Origin of the sequence: Amycolatopsis camponoti (assembly GCF_902497555.1) — a bacterium.
In the GTDB taxonomy this organism is placed as follows: domain Bacteria; phylum Actinomycetota; class Actinomycetes; order Mycobacteriales; family Pseudonocardiaceae; genus Amycolatopsis; species Amycolatopsis camponoti.
The window spans coordinates 1,525,761-1,539,765 of record NZ_CABVGP010000002.1; the positions used below are offsets into that span (position 1 = coordinate 1,525,761).

The 14,005-nt window shown below is 71.9% G+C and carries 16 protein-coding genes; 14 read left to right on the forward strand and 2 right to left on the reverse strand.

Annotated elements, in window-relative coordinates:
• Positions 1 to 40 precede the first annotated feature (40 nt).
• The 4 genes from AA23TX_RS27745 (at position 41) to AA23TX_RS27760 (ending at position 3,115) form a co-directional block, all read left to right on the forward strand.
• Complete coding sequence (locus AA23TX_RS27745; protein WP_155545754.1) at positions 41 to 853, forward strand: isoprenyl transferase; 813 nt, start codon at positions 41 to 43, stop codon at positions 851 to 853.
• A complete protein-coding gene (locus AA23TX_RS27750) occupies positions 850 to 1,275 on the forward strand; it encodes a YbjN domain-containing protein (RefSeq protein WP_155545755.1) in 426 nt (141 codons plus the stop codon). The genes AA23TX_RS27745 and AA23TX_RS27750 overlap by 4 nt, the downstream gene beginning before the upstream one ends.
• A 119-nt stretch (positions 1,276 to 1,394) precedes the next feature.
• Entirely contained in the window at positions 1,395 to 2,396 is a 1,002-nt protein-coding gene (locus tag AA23TX_RS27755; protein ID WP_230862728.1) for a permease, read from the forward strand.
• Positions 2,393 to 3,115: a TIGR03943 family putative permease subunit gene (locus AA23TX_RS27760; RefSeq protein WP_155545756.1), complete on the forward strand. Its 723-nt coding sequence runs from the start codon at positions 2,393 to 2,395 to the stop codon at positions 3,113 to 3,115. Before AA23TX_RS27755 ends, AA23TX_RS27760 begins: the two co-directional genes overlap by 4 nt.
• 139 nt (positions 3,116 to 3,254) lie before the next feature.
• Here AA23TX_RS27760 and AA23TX_RS27765 read toward each other — a convergent pair whose 3' ends face one another.
• Positions 3,255 to 3,668, reverse strand: coding sequence for a Fur family transcriptional regulator (locus AA23TX_RS27765; RefSeq protein ID WP_155545757.1), 414 nt, complete (start codon positions 3,666 to 3,668; stop codon positions 3,255 to 3,257).
• A complete protein-coding gene (locus AA23TX_RS27770) occupies positions 3,668 to 4,033 on the reverse strand; it encodes an ArsR/SmtB family transcription factor (RefSeq protein WP_155545758.1) in 366 nt (121 codons plus the stop codon). Before AA23TX_RS27770 ends, AA23TX_RS27765 begins: the two co-directional genes overlap by 1 nt.
• A gap of 277 nt (positions 4,034 to 4,310) precedes the next feature.
• Between AA23TX_RS27770 and AA23TX_RS27775 the strand changes: the two genes are divergently transcribed.
• The 10 genes from AA23TX_RS27775 to AA23TX_RS27820 all read left to right on the forward strand — a co-directional run bounded on the left by AA23TX_RS27775 (position 4,311) and on the right by AA23TX_RS27820 (position 13,873).
• Positions 4,311 to 5,396, forward strand: coding sequence for an LPXTG cell wall anchor domain-containing protein (locus tag AA23TX_RS27775; protein WP_155545759.1), 1,086 nt, complete (start codon positions 4,311 to 4,313; stop codon positions 5,394 to 5,396).
• Positions 5,397 to 6,035 carry a class F sortase gene (locus tag AA23TX_RS27780; protein WP_155545760.1) on the forward strand — a complete coding sequence of 213 codons (639 nt, stop codon included), beginning with the start codon at positions 5,397 to 5,399 and terminating at the stop codon, positions 6,033 to 6,035.
• 80 nt (positions 6,036 to 6,115) lie between these two features.
• On the forward strand, positions 6,116 to 6,769 hold the full coding sequence (locus tag AA23TX_RS27785; protein WP_155545761.1) for a class F sortase: 654 nt from the start codon (positions 6,116 to 6,118) through the stop codon (positions 6,767 to 6,769).
• Positions 6,770 to 6,857: 88 nt separating this feature from the next.
• On the forward strand, positions 6,858 to 8,246 hold the full coding sequence (locus AA23TX_RS27790) for a glycine--tRNA ligase (protein ID WP_155545762.1): 1,389 nt from the start codon (positions 6,858 to 6,860) through the stop codon (positions 8,244 to 8,246).
• Positions 8,247 to 8,377: 131 nt separating this feature from the next.
• The gene (locus AA23TX_RS27795) at positions 8,378 to 9,310 is read left to right on the forward strand and encodes an ABC transporter ATP-binding protein (RefSeq protein ID WP_196425554.1); all 933 of its coding nucleotides are present in this window, start codon (positions 8,378 to 8,380) and stop codon (positions 9,308 to 9,310) included.
• On the forward strand, positions 9,307 to 10,047 hold the full coding sequence (locus tag AA23TX_RS27800) for an ABC transporter permease (RefSeq protein ID WP_155545763.1): 741 nt from the start codon (positions 9,307 to 9,309) through the stop codon (positions 10,045 to 10,047). The genes AA23TX_RS27795 and AA23TX_RS27800 overlap by 4 nt, the downstream gene beginning before the upstream one ends.
• A 29-nt stretch (positions 10,048 to 10,076) precedes the next feature.
• The gene (locus AA23TX_RS27805) at positions 10,077 to 11,279 is read left to right on the forward strand and encodes a sensor histidine kinase (RefSeq protein ID WP_155547342.1); all 1,203 of its coding nucleotides are present in this window, start codon (positions 10,077 to 10,079) and stop codon (positions 11,277 to 11,279) included.
• A complete protein-coding gene (locus tag AA23TX_RS27810) occupies positions 11,276 to 11,881 on the forward strand; it encodes a response regulator transcription factor (protein WP_155545764.1) in 606 nt (201 codons plus the stop codon). The genes AA23TX_RS27805 and AA23TX_RS27810 overlap by 4 nt, the downstream gene beginning before the upstream one ends.
• Positions 11,882 to 11,913: 32 nt before the next feature.
• Positions 11,914 to 12,567: a YdcF family protein gene (locus AA23TX_RS27815; protein ID WP_155545765.1), complete on the forward strand. Its 654-nt coding sequence runs from the start codon at positions 11,914 to 11,916 to the stop codon at positions 12,565 to 12,567.
• A 31-nt stretch (positions 12,568 to 12,598) separates the two neighbouring features.
• Positions 12,599 to 13,873 (forward strand): deoxyguanosinetriphosphate triphosphohydrolase, encoded by a 1,275-nt coding sequence (locus tag AA23TX_RS27820; protein WP_155545766.1) that lies wholly within the window; start codon positions 12,599 to 12,601, stop codon positions 13,871 to 13,873.
• The last annotated feature ends 132 nt before the right edge of the window (positions 13,874 to 14,005 follow it).

Here is a 14,005-nt window from a genome sequence, read left to right on the forward strand (position 1 = left end):
GTCGGCCCTGATCGGTTTAACCCATCCAGGGAGGCTCGCAGTGCTGCGCAGGGGACGCGAGAACAAGGCGTCGCGGTACGAGCTGCGGCCCCCGGATCCGCACCCGTCCGGCGCGAAGCCACCGGAGATCCCGCGTGAGCTGGTGCCGAAGCACGTCGCGCTGGTCATGGACGGCAACGGCCGGTGGGCCAACCAGCGCGGCCTGCCGCGGATCGAAGGTCACAAGCGCGGTGAGGCGGTGATGATCGACGTCGCCGCCGGTGCCGTCGAGATCGGCGTCAAGTGGCTCTCGGTGTACGCGTTCTCGACGGAGAACTGGAAGCGCAGTCCTGAAGAGGTGCGGTTCCTGATGGGCTTCAACCGCGACACGATCCGCCGTCAGGTCGACTACCTCGGTTCGATCGGGGTGCGCATCCGGTGGGCCGGGCGGCGGCCGAAGCTGTGGGCGTCGGTGATCAAGGAGCTGCAGGCGGCCGAAGAGAAGACCAAGCACAACACGGCGCTGAACATGACGATGTGCGTCAACTACGGCGGCCGGGCCGAGCTGGGCGACGCGATGCAGCGGATCGCGCGTGACGTCGCCGACGGCAAGCTGAACCCCGACAAGGTCAACGAGAAGACCATCGGCAAGTACCTGTACCAGCCGGACATGCCGGACGTGGACCTGTTCCTGCGGCCGTCGGGGGAGCAACGGACGTCGAACTTCCTGCTGTGGCAGTCGGCTTACGCGGAAATGGTCTACCAGGACACGTTGTTCCCGGACTTCGACCGGACGCACTTGTGGCGCGCGTGCCTGGAGTTCGCGAAGCGGGATCGCCGCTTCGGCGGCGCTGTCGACCAGGCGTCGTCATGAGCGCGACCGAAGCGGCCGAGACCGCGGAACTGCTTACGCAGGCGAAGGAATCGCTCGAGCGCTACCTCGAGGTGCACGTCGACGACGACGGCGCGCTGACGTTCTCCCACGGCGACGTTCCGTGCGTGATCCAGGCGACCCGGCTCGGCGAAGGCCTCACGGTTCTCTCGCTGACCTGCGTGGTCGGCTGGGACCTCACGGACGGGCCGGAGCTGTCGATCGCCGTCGCCGAGCGGGCGGGGCAGGGACTGTTCGGGACGCTGGGCGTCGGGCACTCGGACAACGGCGTGGACGTGACCCTGCGGTACGCGTTCCCGGCGGCGGGCCTGGACGCCGCGGCGCTCGGGACGTTGCTGATGCTGGTGGTGTCGACGGCGTCGCAGCTGCGGACCGATTTGCCGGGAATCGCGCCCGGCGAGTAACCCGCTCGGGGTGTCGTTTTCGCCGCGAACGGCGAATTCCGGCCGGAAACCGGCACTTTTCGACCGTTCGCGGATGTGCGGTGCTCTCGCTGTCGGACCCGGCTGGCATCATCGCCTTCGTGAACATCGTTTCCGATTCGGCTCGGCGCACCCGCCGGTTCCGCATCAGCTCCGTCGAGGTGCTGTGCGCGATCCTGCTGGTCGCGATCCTCGCCCAGGGCCGGCTGCAGCAGGTGTTCGACGTGCCCGCGCTGCGCACGGGCTCGACCGTGTTCGTCGCCGTCTGCGTGCAGGCGTTGCCGTTCCTCGTGCTGGGCGTGCTGATCAGTGGCGCCATCGCGGCGTTCGTGCCGGCCCGGGTGCTGGAGAAGGTGCTGCCGAAGCGGGCCGGCGCGGCGGTCGGTGTGGCGGGCCTGGCCGGGGTCGCGCTGCCGGGTTGTGAATGCGCTTCGGTGCCGGTGGCGCGCCGGCTGATGGGGCAGGGCGTGGCCCCGGCGGCGGCGCTGACGTTCCTCTTGGCGGCGCCGGCGGTGAACCCGGTGGTGCTGGTGGCGACGGCGGTGGCGTTCCCGGGCCGGCCGGAGATGGTGCTGGCGCGCTTCGCGGGTTCGCTGGCGACGGCGATGGTGATGGGCTGGCTGTGGGCCCGCTGGGGCAAGCTGGAGTGGATCACTTCGCGGGCGTTGCGGCGCCTGCCCGAGGTGGCGGCCGGGCAGCGGTGGCGGGTGTTCGCGGAGACGGCCCGCACGGACCTGGTGGAGGCGGGCGGTTTCCTGGTGCTGGGGGCGCTGATCTCGTCGGCGCTGAACGTGCTGGTGCCGGCTCACTGGTTCGGGGTGCTGGGCGACCAGCTGGTGCTGGGCGTCGTGGTGATGGCGGTGCTGGCGGTGGTGCTGGCGCTGTGCAGCGAGGCGGACGCGTTCGTGGCGGCGTCGCTGACGGCGTTGCCGATGCTGCCGAAGCTGGTGTTCCTGGTGGTGGGGCCGGCGGTGGACGTGAAGCTGTTCGCGTTGCAGGCGGGCACGTTCGGCCGGTCGTTCGCGGCGCGGTTCGCCCCGGCGACGTTCGTGGTGGCGATGGCGTGCGCCGTGGTGGCCGGCCTGGTGGTGGGGGTGGCATGAGGCGCGAAACGCAGAACATCCTGCTGATCCTGCTCGGCGGCGCGCTGGTCAAGATCGCGGTCAACGGCGACTACCTGCGGTACGTCAAGCCGGCGCAGCAACCGTGGATCATCGCCGGCGGAGCGGTGATGGTGCTGCTGGGCGCGGTCGCGATCGTGCGCGACCTCCTGGCGGCACGGGCGAAAGCGGCTGCCGAGCAGGACCACGGCCACTCTCATTCGGCGCGCCCGGCGTGGCTGCTGCTGGTGCCGGTGCTGGCGGTCTTCCTGGTCGCCCCGCCCGCACTGGGCGCCGACTCGGTGATCCGCACGGAGGCCCGTGCCCCGGCGAGCGCGGCCGCCGCCAACGCTGCGGCGTTTCCGCCACTGCCCGCGGGGAACGTGGTACCGCTGACGGTGAACGAGTTCGTCAGCCGAGCAGGCTGGGACGCGGCGGGCACCCTCGACAACCGCACGGTCTCGCTGACGGGGTTCGTGGTCCACACGGGCGGCCGCACGCTGCTGGCCCGCCTGGTGATCAGCTGCTGCGCGGCGGACGCGTTCCCGGTGACGGTCCACCTCCGAGGAGGCGAAGCCGACCACCTCCCGAGCGACGCGTGGATCCGGGTGACGGGCTCGGCCGTCCCCCGCACGGCGACGAAGGACAACAGCTACACGCCGGACTTCACGTTGGCTTCGATCACGACGGTCCCGACGCCCAAGGACCCTTACGAGTACTGAGCCGGGGAGCCGCTGGCCCGGTGTGGGCGGGGTGGGCGAGGCCGCGTCGAGACCTGGGACCGAGGCGGCCCGATGTCCGCGTCGGCCTGGGACTTCCTGCGATCGCCGGTGCCGGATCAGCGCGACCCTGAAGCCCGCGTCAGTGCTCCCCGCAGGTCCCCGTGATCTCCACCGTGTGCGAGATCTCCGAAAAGCCGTGCTCGGCGGCGATCTTCTCCGCCCAGCGCTCCACCGCCGGCCCCTCGACCTCGACCGTCCGGCCGCACAGGCGGCACACCAGGTGATGGTGGTGGTGCGCCGAGCAGCGGCGGTAGATCGCCTCGCCCGAGTCCGTCCTCAGCACGTCGATCTCGCCGGCCTCCGACAGCGACTGCAGCGTGCGGTAAACCGTCGTCAGGCCGATTCCGTCGCCGCGTTTGCGCAGCTCGTCGTGCAGTTCCTGGGCCGACCGGAAGTCGTCGACGGTGCTCAGCAGCTCGACGACCGCCGCACGCTGGCGGGTCGATCGGCGCCCGGGCACCGGGGCCTGGCTGCGCGGTACGACGGCGTTCATCACTTTCCTTCCTGCACGTGGGCGACGGCGTCGACGACGATGTGCGCCAGGTGGTCGTCGGCGAGCCGGTACACGACCTCGCGGCCGCGACGCTCGCCCTGGACCACCCCCGCGGTCTTCAGCACCCGCAGGTGCTGGCTGATCAGCGGCTGGGCGACGTCGAGGGCGTCCACCAGCTCGTGCACGCACCGGTCGGCCGCGCGCAGCTGCAGCACGATCGCGATCCGGACCGGGGCCGCCAGCGCGCGCAACAGGTCGCCCGCGTCGTTCAGGACCGACGCGGGCGGGTGGGCCGGGGTCCCGGCCGGTACCGGAGCGCACTCCGCGAGGCCCGGCTGGGCGCCACCTCCGGTGACTGTCGCCATTCCCGCCTCCACGCTGCTCGTCATCGCCGCCGCCGACCATGAATTCCGTAGTCATTGCCGATAACGGCACCACCCATCCTAGTGTTCCCCCGGGTAGCACCCGCTCCGTCACCGCGCACTGCGGACTACGGCCGGTCGTACTCCCCCATTCGGGTGAGTTCGTGGGGAATTGCCTCTTCGGCTTCGCAAGTAGTGGCCGACGGTGCAAGGTTGTCGCGGAGCGTTTCGTCGCTATCTCGTACGCTGGCGACCCGCCCGAGCAGAGCAGTGGGGAGACATGACCCGTTTCGTGACGAAAGCAGCCGCACTGACGGCCGTTCTCTTCCCGCTGGTCGGCGCCGGGGCGGCCGGGGCGCAGAGCCAGGCCGTCGACGAGAAGACCGGGCCGGTCTCGTTCGCGAACATCGCGTCGATCCGGATCGGCGGCGAAGGCCAGCACGGCGGCGCCCTGATCACCGAGACCCAGCGCTCCCCGCTGCTGCCCGGCCAGTCGAAGCTCGGCACGGACCGCGTCACGGTCCCCAAGGACGACGGCGAGCGCGCGACCTTCGGCGGGCACTACCAGATCGACCTCGGCCGCTACAGCGGCGGCAACCCGTACCCGGCGGGCGTCGCGAGCCGGGACCACAACGTCGTCGCCGCGCTGCAGGCGACCACCGTGCCCACCGCCGTCGCCGAGACCAGCTACGCGCTGCGCGACAACTGGCAGGGCGGCGCGAAGGCGGCCGACAACACCGTGCTCGTGCTCGAAGGCGCGAAGACGGCGGTGGACTGCACCGGGCCGGCGAAGCTCACCGGCACCACGTCGGTGACCCGGCTCTGGGTGCGCCAGGGCGGCGGCCTCGGCATCGTCCCGATGCCCGGCGGCAACGCCGGCCTCGAGCTGCAGAACCTGCGGCTCGGCCCGCCCGGCGACATCACGAACGCGAGCAAGGACACGACGGTCTCCGACCTCAAGCTGACCCGCGTCGGCGCGTTCGACCAGCTGATCCGCCAGGACGGCTGGCGAGGCGGCGACTACACCGCCGTCGCCGGCTGGCGCGTCGAGATCACCACCCACGTCAAGGACGCGGCGGGCGCCGCGCTGCAGGACGTGCAGACGAACATCGTGCTCGGCGGGGTCAGCTGCTCGGTGCCGAAGGGGTTCGTCGCGAAGGCCTCGGGCGGCACCGGCGGCGGCACGAGCGCGACGCAGGCCGCGGTGCCGACGCAGGTCCCGGCCGGGTACCTCGGCGCGGCCGCGCCCGACACGGGCAGTGACGGCTCGCGCGTCCCGCTCGGCATCGGCCTGCTCTTCGGCGGGGTGTTCTTCGGGGCCGTCGCGCTGCTGCTCGGCCGGCGCCGCAAGTCCGGGACGGACTAGGTGCTGCGCACCGGGCTGGCCGCCGTCTCGGCGGCGCTGGCCGTGGCCGCTTTCGCGGCCGGTGTCATCCTGCTGACCTGGTTGCCGCCCGAGCCGGCGGCGCTCGCCGCGCCCCCGCCCGGTTCGCTGCCGGGGGAGAACGCGGCCCCGGCCGTGCTGCCCGCGGACAGCGAGTCCGCCGCGCAGCAGCGCCCGGGCACGGTCCGGCTGCCCGGCGGCGCCACCGCCCGCCTGGTCCGGACGGAGCTCACCGACCGCGGCGTCCTCCCGATCCCGCGCGGCCTGGGCGACGCCGCCTGGTGGGGCGCCAAGCTGGGCGCGGCCCAGGGCGCGGCGCTGCTGTCCGGCCACGTGAACTGGGAAGGGCAGCGGGGTCCGTTCGACGAGCTCTGGCGCATGCGTGACGGCGACCAGGTGAGCGTGGTCGACGCGCGGGGTGGCCGCTGGGTCTACCGCGTCGACGACGTCGTGACGCTCCCGAAGGAGACGCTGCCGGAGCAGGCCGCGAAGTGGTTCGGCCAGGACGGCCCGCACCGCCTGGTCCTGGTGACCTGCGGCGGCGACTACGTCGGCGGCACCGAGGGCTACGACGAGAACCGCCTGGTCACGGCCACGCTGGTGACGCGCCCCACCGGCTGACCGGATCCGGTGCAACCTCCTTCGCCGGCCGCCGCATGTGTGTCTTCGCAACGGCACGGACAGCGAAGGAGCACAGGCGCATGCAGGAGCAGAACCCGGCGGAACCGAAGAAGGGCCCCGGCCGCTGGTGGATCGTCGGCGTCGCCGGCGCCTTCCTGGTCGCGGCGCTCGTCGCCACGCTGCTCATCTTCACCGGAAAGGATGAACCCGCCGGCGCGAACGGCACGACCACGCCCGTGGCGGCCGCGGAACAGCCCGCCGGCCGGCAGGCGGAGCCGGACACCGGCCGGGCGCCCGCGCAGCTGTCCCTGCCCGGTGGCGGTGCCGCGAAGCTCGTCCAGGAGGACCTCGACGACGCGGGCGCCCTCAAGATCCCCGAGGGCCTCGACGAAGCCGCCTGGTGGGGCGCGAAGCTCGGCGCCGACCACGGTGTCGCGCTGCTGTCCGGGCACGTGAACTGGAAGGGAAAGAAAGGCCCGTTCAACGAGCTCTGGCAGGTCAAGCAGGGTCAGGAGGTCAAGCTGACCGACGCCGCCGGCGGTGCCTGGGTCTACCGGGTCGACGCGACCGAGACCATCCACAAGTCCGAGCTGGCCGGCCGGTCGGAGCAGCTGTTCGACCCGGACGGCCCGCACAAGCTGCTCCTGGTCACCTGCGGGGGCGAGTACGTCGGCGGCAGCGAGGGCTACGAGGACAACCGCGTCGTGACGGCGTCGCTGGTGTCGCGGCCGTAGGTTCACCTGCGCGAAAAGCGGTGGGCACCGGCGGATACCCTGGACGTTCCAGTCAGACAACCGTCCCGCAAGCTTTCCGGAGCGTGGAGTGCCCACGAACACCATCGATACCGTAGTCAGCCTGTGCAAGCGCCGTGGTTTCGTCTTCCCCAGCGGAGAGATCTACGGCGGTACCCGCTCGGCGTGGGACTACGGGCCGCTCGGGGTCGAGCTCAAGGACAACATCAAGCGCCAGTGGTGGAAGACCGTGGTCCAGGGCCGCGACGACGTCGTCGGCCTCGACTCCTCGGTGATCCTGCCGCGCCAGGTGTGGGTGGCTTCGGGGCACGTCAACGTGTTCACCGACCCGCTGATCGAGTGCCTCTCGTGCCACAAGCGGTTCCGCGCCGACCAGCTCGCCGAGGAGTACGCGGGCCGCACCGGCAAGGAGACCACCGAGGACGACCTGTCCGACGTGCCCTGCCCGAACTGCGGCACGCGCGGCCAGTACACCGCGCCGCGGGACTTCAACATGATGCTGAAGACCTACCTCGGCCCGGTGGAGTCCGAAGAGGGCCTGCACTACCTCCGTCCGGAGACCGCGCAGGGCATCTTCGTGAACTTCACCAACGTCCAGCAGACGACGCGGAAGAAGCCGCCGTTCGGCATCGGCCAGATCGGCAAGTCGTTCCGCAACGAGATCACGCCGGGCAACTTCATCTTCCGGACGCGCGAGTTCGAGCAGATGGAGATGGAGTTCTTCGTCGAGCCGGGCGAAGACGAGACGTGGCACCAGTACTGGATCGACGAGCGCACGAAGTGGTACACGGACCTCGGCATCAAGGCCGACAACCTGCGTCACTTCGAGCACCCGAAGGAAAAGCTCTCGCACTACGCGAAGCGCACCGTCGACATCGAGTACCGGTTCGCGTTCAACGCCGGGCAGGAGTGGGGTGAGCTCGAGGGCATCGCCAACCGCACCGACTTCGACCTGACCACGCACTCGAACCACTCGGGTCAGGACCTGTCGTACTTCGACCCGGTGTCGAAGGAGCGGTACCGCCCGTTCGTCATCGAGCCGGCGGCGGGTGTCGGCCGGTCGATGATGGCGTTCCTGGTCGACGCCTACCACGAGGAGCAGGTCCCGAACGCCAAGGGCGGCACCGACACCCGTGTGGTGCTGAAGCTCGACCCGCGGCTGGCGCCGTTCAAGGCCGCGGTGCTGCCGCTGTCGCGCAACGCCGACCTGACCCCGAAGGCGAAGGCCGTCGCCGACCTGCTGCGCAAGCACTGGAACATCGACTTCGACGACGCCGGGTCGATCGGCAAGCGCTACCGCCGCCAGGAGGAGATCGGCACGCCGTACTGCGTGACCGTCGACTTCGACAGCCTCGACGACAACGCCGTCACGGTCCGCGACCGCGACACCATGGCGCAGGAACGCGTCGCGATCGACAAGCTGGAGTCCTACCTGGCCGGCCGCCTCATCGGCTGCTGAACCGCTTTCCCGCCGAAGCCGCCCCGCACCCCGCGGGGCGGCTTCGGCGCGTTCCACCCCTGACACCTGTCACCCCCAGGTCGTGACGCACGGTCTGGGAACCCGGGCCGCCCGGGCGGCAGCCTGGGGACATGCGAGAAACAGACATCCAGGCGGTGGCGGCGGGGGCCGCGATCCACCTCACCGGCCTGCGGAAGCACTACGGGGACGTCCACGCGGTCGACGGCGTCGACCTCACGATCGCCCCGGGCGAGGTGGTCGCCCTGCTCGGCCCCAACGGCGCCGGCAAGTCCACCACCGTCGACATGATCCTCGGCCTCAGCACGCCGGACAGCGGCGAAGTGCGCGTCTTCGGCCGCAAGCCGATCGACGCCGTCCGCGCCGGCCTGATCGGCGCGATGCTGCAGGGCGGCGCCCTGATGGACGACCTGACCGTCGCCGAGACCGTCGGCATGGTCGCGGCCCTGCACCGCCGGCCGATGCCGGTCGCCGAAGCGCTGCGCGCCGCCGGCGTCGAAGAGCTGGCCGGCCGCCGCGCCAACAAGCTGTCCGGCGGGCAGAAGCAGCGCGTGCGGTTCGCCGTCGCCCTGGTCAGCAACCCCGACCTGCTCATCCTCGACGAGCCGACCGCCGCGATGGACGTCGGCACCCGGCGCGAGTTCTGGCAGTCGATGTACGCCTTCACCGAGTCCGGCCGCACGGTCCTGTTCGCCACGCACTACCTCGAAGAGGCCGAAGAGTTCGCCGACCGGGTCGTGCTGATGCGCCGTGGCCGCGTCGTCGCGGACGGGTCGGTCGCCGAGGTCCGCGCGCTGGCCGGCGGCCGCACGCTGCGGGCCGCCGTCCCGGGCGTCACCGAAGCCGTCGTCGCGGCGCTGCCCGGCGTCAAGGAGTTCGAGCTGCGCGGCGACCGCGTCGCGATCTCCACCGCCGACTCGGACGCGACGCTGTGGGCGCTCAAAGCCGCGGTGCCCGCCGTGCACGACGTCGAGATCAGCGCCGTCGGCCTCGAAGGCGCCTTCCTCTCCCTGACCGCCGACGAGACCCCGGAGTCCGTGCGATGAACGCCACCTACCTGCTCACCGAGATCCGCCGGAACTTCCGGGCGCCGCGGTTCCTGATCTTCGTCGTCGCCTTCCCGGTGCTGATGTTCCTGTTGCAGGCCAACGTCTTCACCAAGTCGTCCGATCCGGAGCACGCGCAGATCGTGGCCGTGATCATGATCAACATGATGACGTTCGGCGCGTTCGCCGCCGCGACGAACAGCGGCGCCCGGCTCGCGCTGGAGCGGGCCGCGGGCTGGCAGCGTCAGCTGCGCCTGACCCCGCTGACCGGCAGCGGCTACCTGGCCGGCAAGGGCGTCTCCGGCCTGCTCGTCGGGCTGCCCGCGCTGATCCTCGTGCCGGCGCTCGCCGTGGTGGGCGAAGGGGTGCACCTCGACGCCGCGGGCTGGGTCCGGATCTTCGCCGGCGTCTGGCTCGGCACGATCCCGCTGGTGCTGCTCGGGCTGCTGCTCGGCCAGTTCGGCACGCCGGAGTCGATGCAGCCGATCAACATGCTGGTCACCCTCGGCATGGGCTTCCTGGGCGGGCTGTGGATCCCGATCGAGACGATGCCGGGCTGGATGCACGACGTCGCCCAGATCATGCCGACGTACTGGGTGCTGCAGCTGGCGCGGCCCGCGGTGACCACGGACATGGTCGTGTCGCTGCCGACCGCCGTGGGCGTGCTCGCGGCGTGGACCGTCGTGCTCGGGGCCCTTGTGATCAGGCGTTACTGTAAGGACAGCGCCCGGGTCTGAGGGCCGGGGACAGGGGAATGGGAACGGCGATGGCCAAGGACGAGGCGCAGAAGTACGGGCTGGGCAGCCGCGAGACGTGGTGGGAGGACCCGCCGCCCAACCGCGGCAAGAGCGGGCCGGACAAGTTCCGGTGGCCGTTCCTGTCGATCGTGTTCACCCTGCCCTACCTGATCCCGGTGACGAAGTCGCTGCTGGCCGTGGACCGGGTGACGCCCGGCGTGGTGGCGCTGTGGGTGCTCGTCTACGGCGTCGCGGTGTCCTACGCGCTCTTCCCGGTGGCGTTCGACCGCGGCCGCCCGTTCCGGTTCGCCTACAGCGTGTGGATGCTCGCCCTGGGCCTGACGGTGGTCGCCGCGACGCACACCAACCCGTTCGTCCTGCTCTACGGCACCGCCGCGCTGGTGTTCCTGCTGCCGCTGGCGTGGGTGGTGCTCCTCGACGGCGCGGCGCTGCTGGTCGCGGCGGTGATCCTGCTGGTGAACGGCCGGTTCGGCGACAACTGGGGCGACCTGGTCACCGTCGGGTCGGTGACGATGGCGATGTTCTTCATGTCCAGCCTGGTCCGGGCGGTCCGGCGGCTGCAGCTGGCCAACGAGGAGATCGCCACGCTCGCGGTGGCGAACGAACGCGAGCGCGTCGCCCGTGACCTGCACGACCTGCTCGGGCACAGCCTCACCACGATCACCGTCAAGGCGGGGCTGGCCCGGCGGGTGCTGGAAAGCTCGGGGGACATCCCGCGCGCGGTCGAGGAGATCCGCGAGGTCGAGGGCCTCACCCGCAGTGCGCTGTCCGACGTCCGCGCCACCGTGTCGGAGTACCGCGAGGTGTCGCTGTCGGCCGAGATCGTCGGCGCCCGGGCCGCGTTGCGGGCCGCGGAGATCGACGCCGACCTGCCGCACGCGGTCGACAACGTGCGGCCCGAGCTCCAGAGCGTCTTCGGCTACGTGCTGCGCGAGGCCGTGACGAACGTGCTGCGGCACTCCGGTGCCAAGCTGGTCAGGGTGAAGCTGGGGGACACCTGGCTGGAGGTCGAGGACGACGGCACCGCGACCGAGGTCGTGCCGGGCAACGGCCTGCGCGGGCTCACCGAGCGGCTCGCCGCGGTGGGGGGCACGGTACGCGCGTCGGCGCGGTCCGGGGGAGGATTGACGGTGCGGGCGGAGGTTCCGCTGCCCGAATCCCGCGCGGCCGCTCCGGTCGTGCGCGCCGAACCCGCGGGAGGACTCGCTTGATCCGGGTGTTGCTGGCCGACGACCAGGCCATGGTGCGCGGCGCGCTGGCGACCGTGCTCGGCCTCGAATCGGACATCGAGGTGGTCGGGCAGGTCGGCTCGGGTGACGAGGTGGTGGCCGCCGCGCGCGAGACCGAGCCCGACGTCGCCCTCCTCGACGTGCAGATGCCGGGCAAGGACGGGCTCGAGGCGGCGGCCGACCTCCGGGCCGCGCTGCCGTCGTGCCGGGTGATCATCTGCACGACGTTCGGCCGTCCCGGCTACCTTGCCCGCGCGATGGCGGCGGGCGCGGCCGGGTTCGTGGTCAAGGACGCCCCGCCCGAACAGCTCGTCGAGGCCGTCCGTCGAGTCCACAGTGGACTCCGGGTGGTCGACCCGGCGCTGGCCGCCGAATCGCTGGCCACCGGCGCCAGCCCGCTCACCGGAAGGGAGCGGGATGTGCTGCGGGAGGCCAAGGACGGCAGCACGGTGGCCGACGTCGCTCGCGCGCTCCACCTGTCGGAAGGGACCGTCCGCAACCACCTGTCCGCGGCGATCGGCAAGACCGGCGCCCGGACGCGGGCCGAGGCGGTGCGGGTTTCCGAGGAGCGCGGCTGGCTCTGAGCGGCCGGCGGCCTTCTGACAAGATGGTCCGGGTGGGTACCGCTGAACGCACCAAACCGACGCTGGCGAGCTGGGCGCGCCGGATCGCCTTCGGCACGGTCCTCATGCTGCTCGCGCTCGTCGGCGGCACGGCGTTCCGCGTCTGGCAGGTCGCGCGCGAGAACGACCGCACGGCCGCCGACGTCATCGTGGTGCTGGGCGCGGCGCAGTACAACGGCAAGCCGTCGGACATCTACGCGGCGCGGCTGGAAAAGGCGAAGCAGCTCTACGACGCGGGCGTCGCGAAGACGATCGTCACCGCGGGCGGCAAGAAGGCCGAGGACAACTTCACCGAGGCCCGGGCCGGCCAGCTCTGGCTGACCCGGCACGGCGTGCCTCCGTCCGCGACGCTGGCGGTCGGGGAGGGCAGCGACACGCTGCGCAGCCTCCGCGCGGTCGCCGACGAGGTCCAGGGGCGCGGCTGGCACACGGCGGTGCTCGTCAGCGACCCGTGGCACTCGTTCCGCGCCCGGACCATGGCCGGCGACCTGGGATTGGACGCCTGGACCGCGCCGACGCACAGCGGGCCGATCGTGCAGGAGCGCGTCACCCAGGTGCGCTACATCGTCCGCGAGACCGGCGCGCTGCTGTACTACCGCCTGACGAAGACCCCGGCCGACGATCTCTTCGCCACGTTCCTCGGCTGAGTTTGTCGGTCCTCCCGTTTAGGCTGGCCGGGTGGAGTACACCGAGCACGACACCGCCCGCCTGCTGCCGGAGCCGGCGAAGGGCGCGGCGCTGCCCGGTACGCGGGCGGACGGGCGCAGCGCGTTCTCGCGCGACCGGGCCCGCGTGCTGCACTCGGCGGCGCTGCGGCGGCTCGCCGGCAAGACCCAGGTGGTCGGGCCGGGGGAGGGCGCCGAGGTCACCGGCGTCCCGCGCACGCGGCTGACGCACTCCCTGGAGGTCGCGCAGATCGGGCGGGGCATCGCCGACGAGCTGGGGGCGGACCCGGACCTGGCCGACACCGCGGGGCTGGCGCACGACATCGGGCACCCGCCGTTCGGGCACAACGGCGAGCGCGCGCTCGACGAGGTCGCGGCCGCGTGCGGCGGGTTCGAGGGCAACGCGCAGACGTTGCGCATCCTCACCCGCCTCGAGCCGAAGCTGCTGTCCGACGACGGCGACCCGGTCGGGCTCAACCTGACCCGCGCGTGCCTGGACGCGACCACGAAGTACCCGTGGCCGCGCAAGCCGGGGCAGGTGAAGTACGGCGTGTACGCCGACGACGTCCCGGTGTTCTCGTGGGTTCGCGAAGGGGCGCCGGCCGAGCGGACGTGCCTGGAAGCGCAGATCATGGACTGGGCGGACGACGTCGCGTACTCGGTGCACGACGTCGAGGACGGCGTGCTGGCCGGCCGGATCAAGCTGGGCGTGCTCGCCCACCCGGACGAGCGCGCGGCCGTCGCCGAGGCCGCGGCCAAGCACTTCTCGGCGCAGTCGGTGTCCACTTTGGAGGATGCGGCGGCGGAGCTGCTGGCGCTGCCGGTGGTGGCGGCGCTGACGTCGGCGGAGCCGGACGGTTCCCCGGGCGCCCAGGTGGCGTTGAAGCGGTTGACGAGCGAGCTGGTCGGCCGCTTCACGACGGCGGCGGTCACGGGCACCCGAGCGGAGTTCGGGGAGGGTCCGCTGGGCCGCTACCGGGCGCGGTTGTGCGTCCCGGAGCAGGTCGCGGCGGAGGTGGCCCTGCTGAAGGCGCTGGCGCTGCGGTACGTGATGAGCGACCGCCGCCGGCTGGCGATGCAGGAGGGTCAGCGCGAGCTGCTGGTGGAGCTGGTCCACGCGCTGGCCCGCCGGGCACCGGAGTCCCTGGACCCGCTGTTCGTCCCGGCCTGGAACGCGGCCCGCGACGACGCGGGGCTGCTCCGGGTGGTGGTCGACCAGGTCGCCTCCCTCACGGACGCGCAGGCCCACACGTGGTACTCCTGGCACGTAACCCGCCACCACCGCTGACGGTCCCGCACGGGCATCACCCGTGTCTGCCGGGGCATCACGCGTGATCAGAGGGGCATCACCCGTGTCTGGAGTGGCATCACACGTGATGCCCGCCCAATCACACGTGATGCCCGCCCAATCACGGGTGAT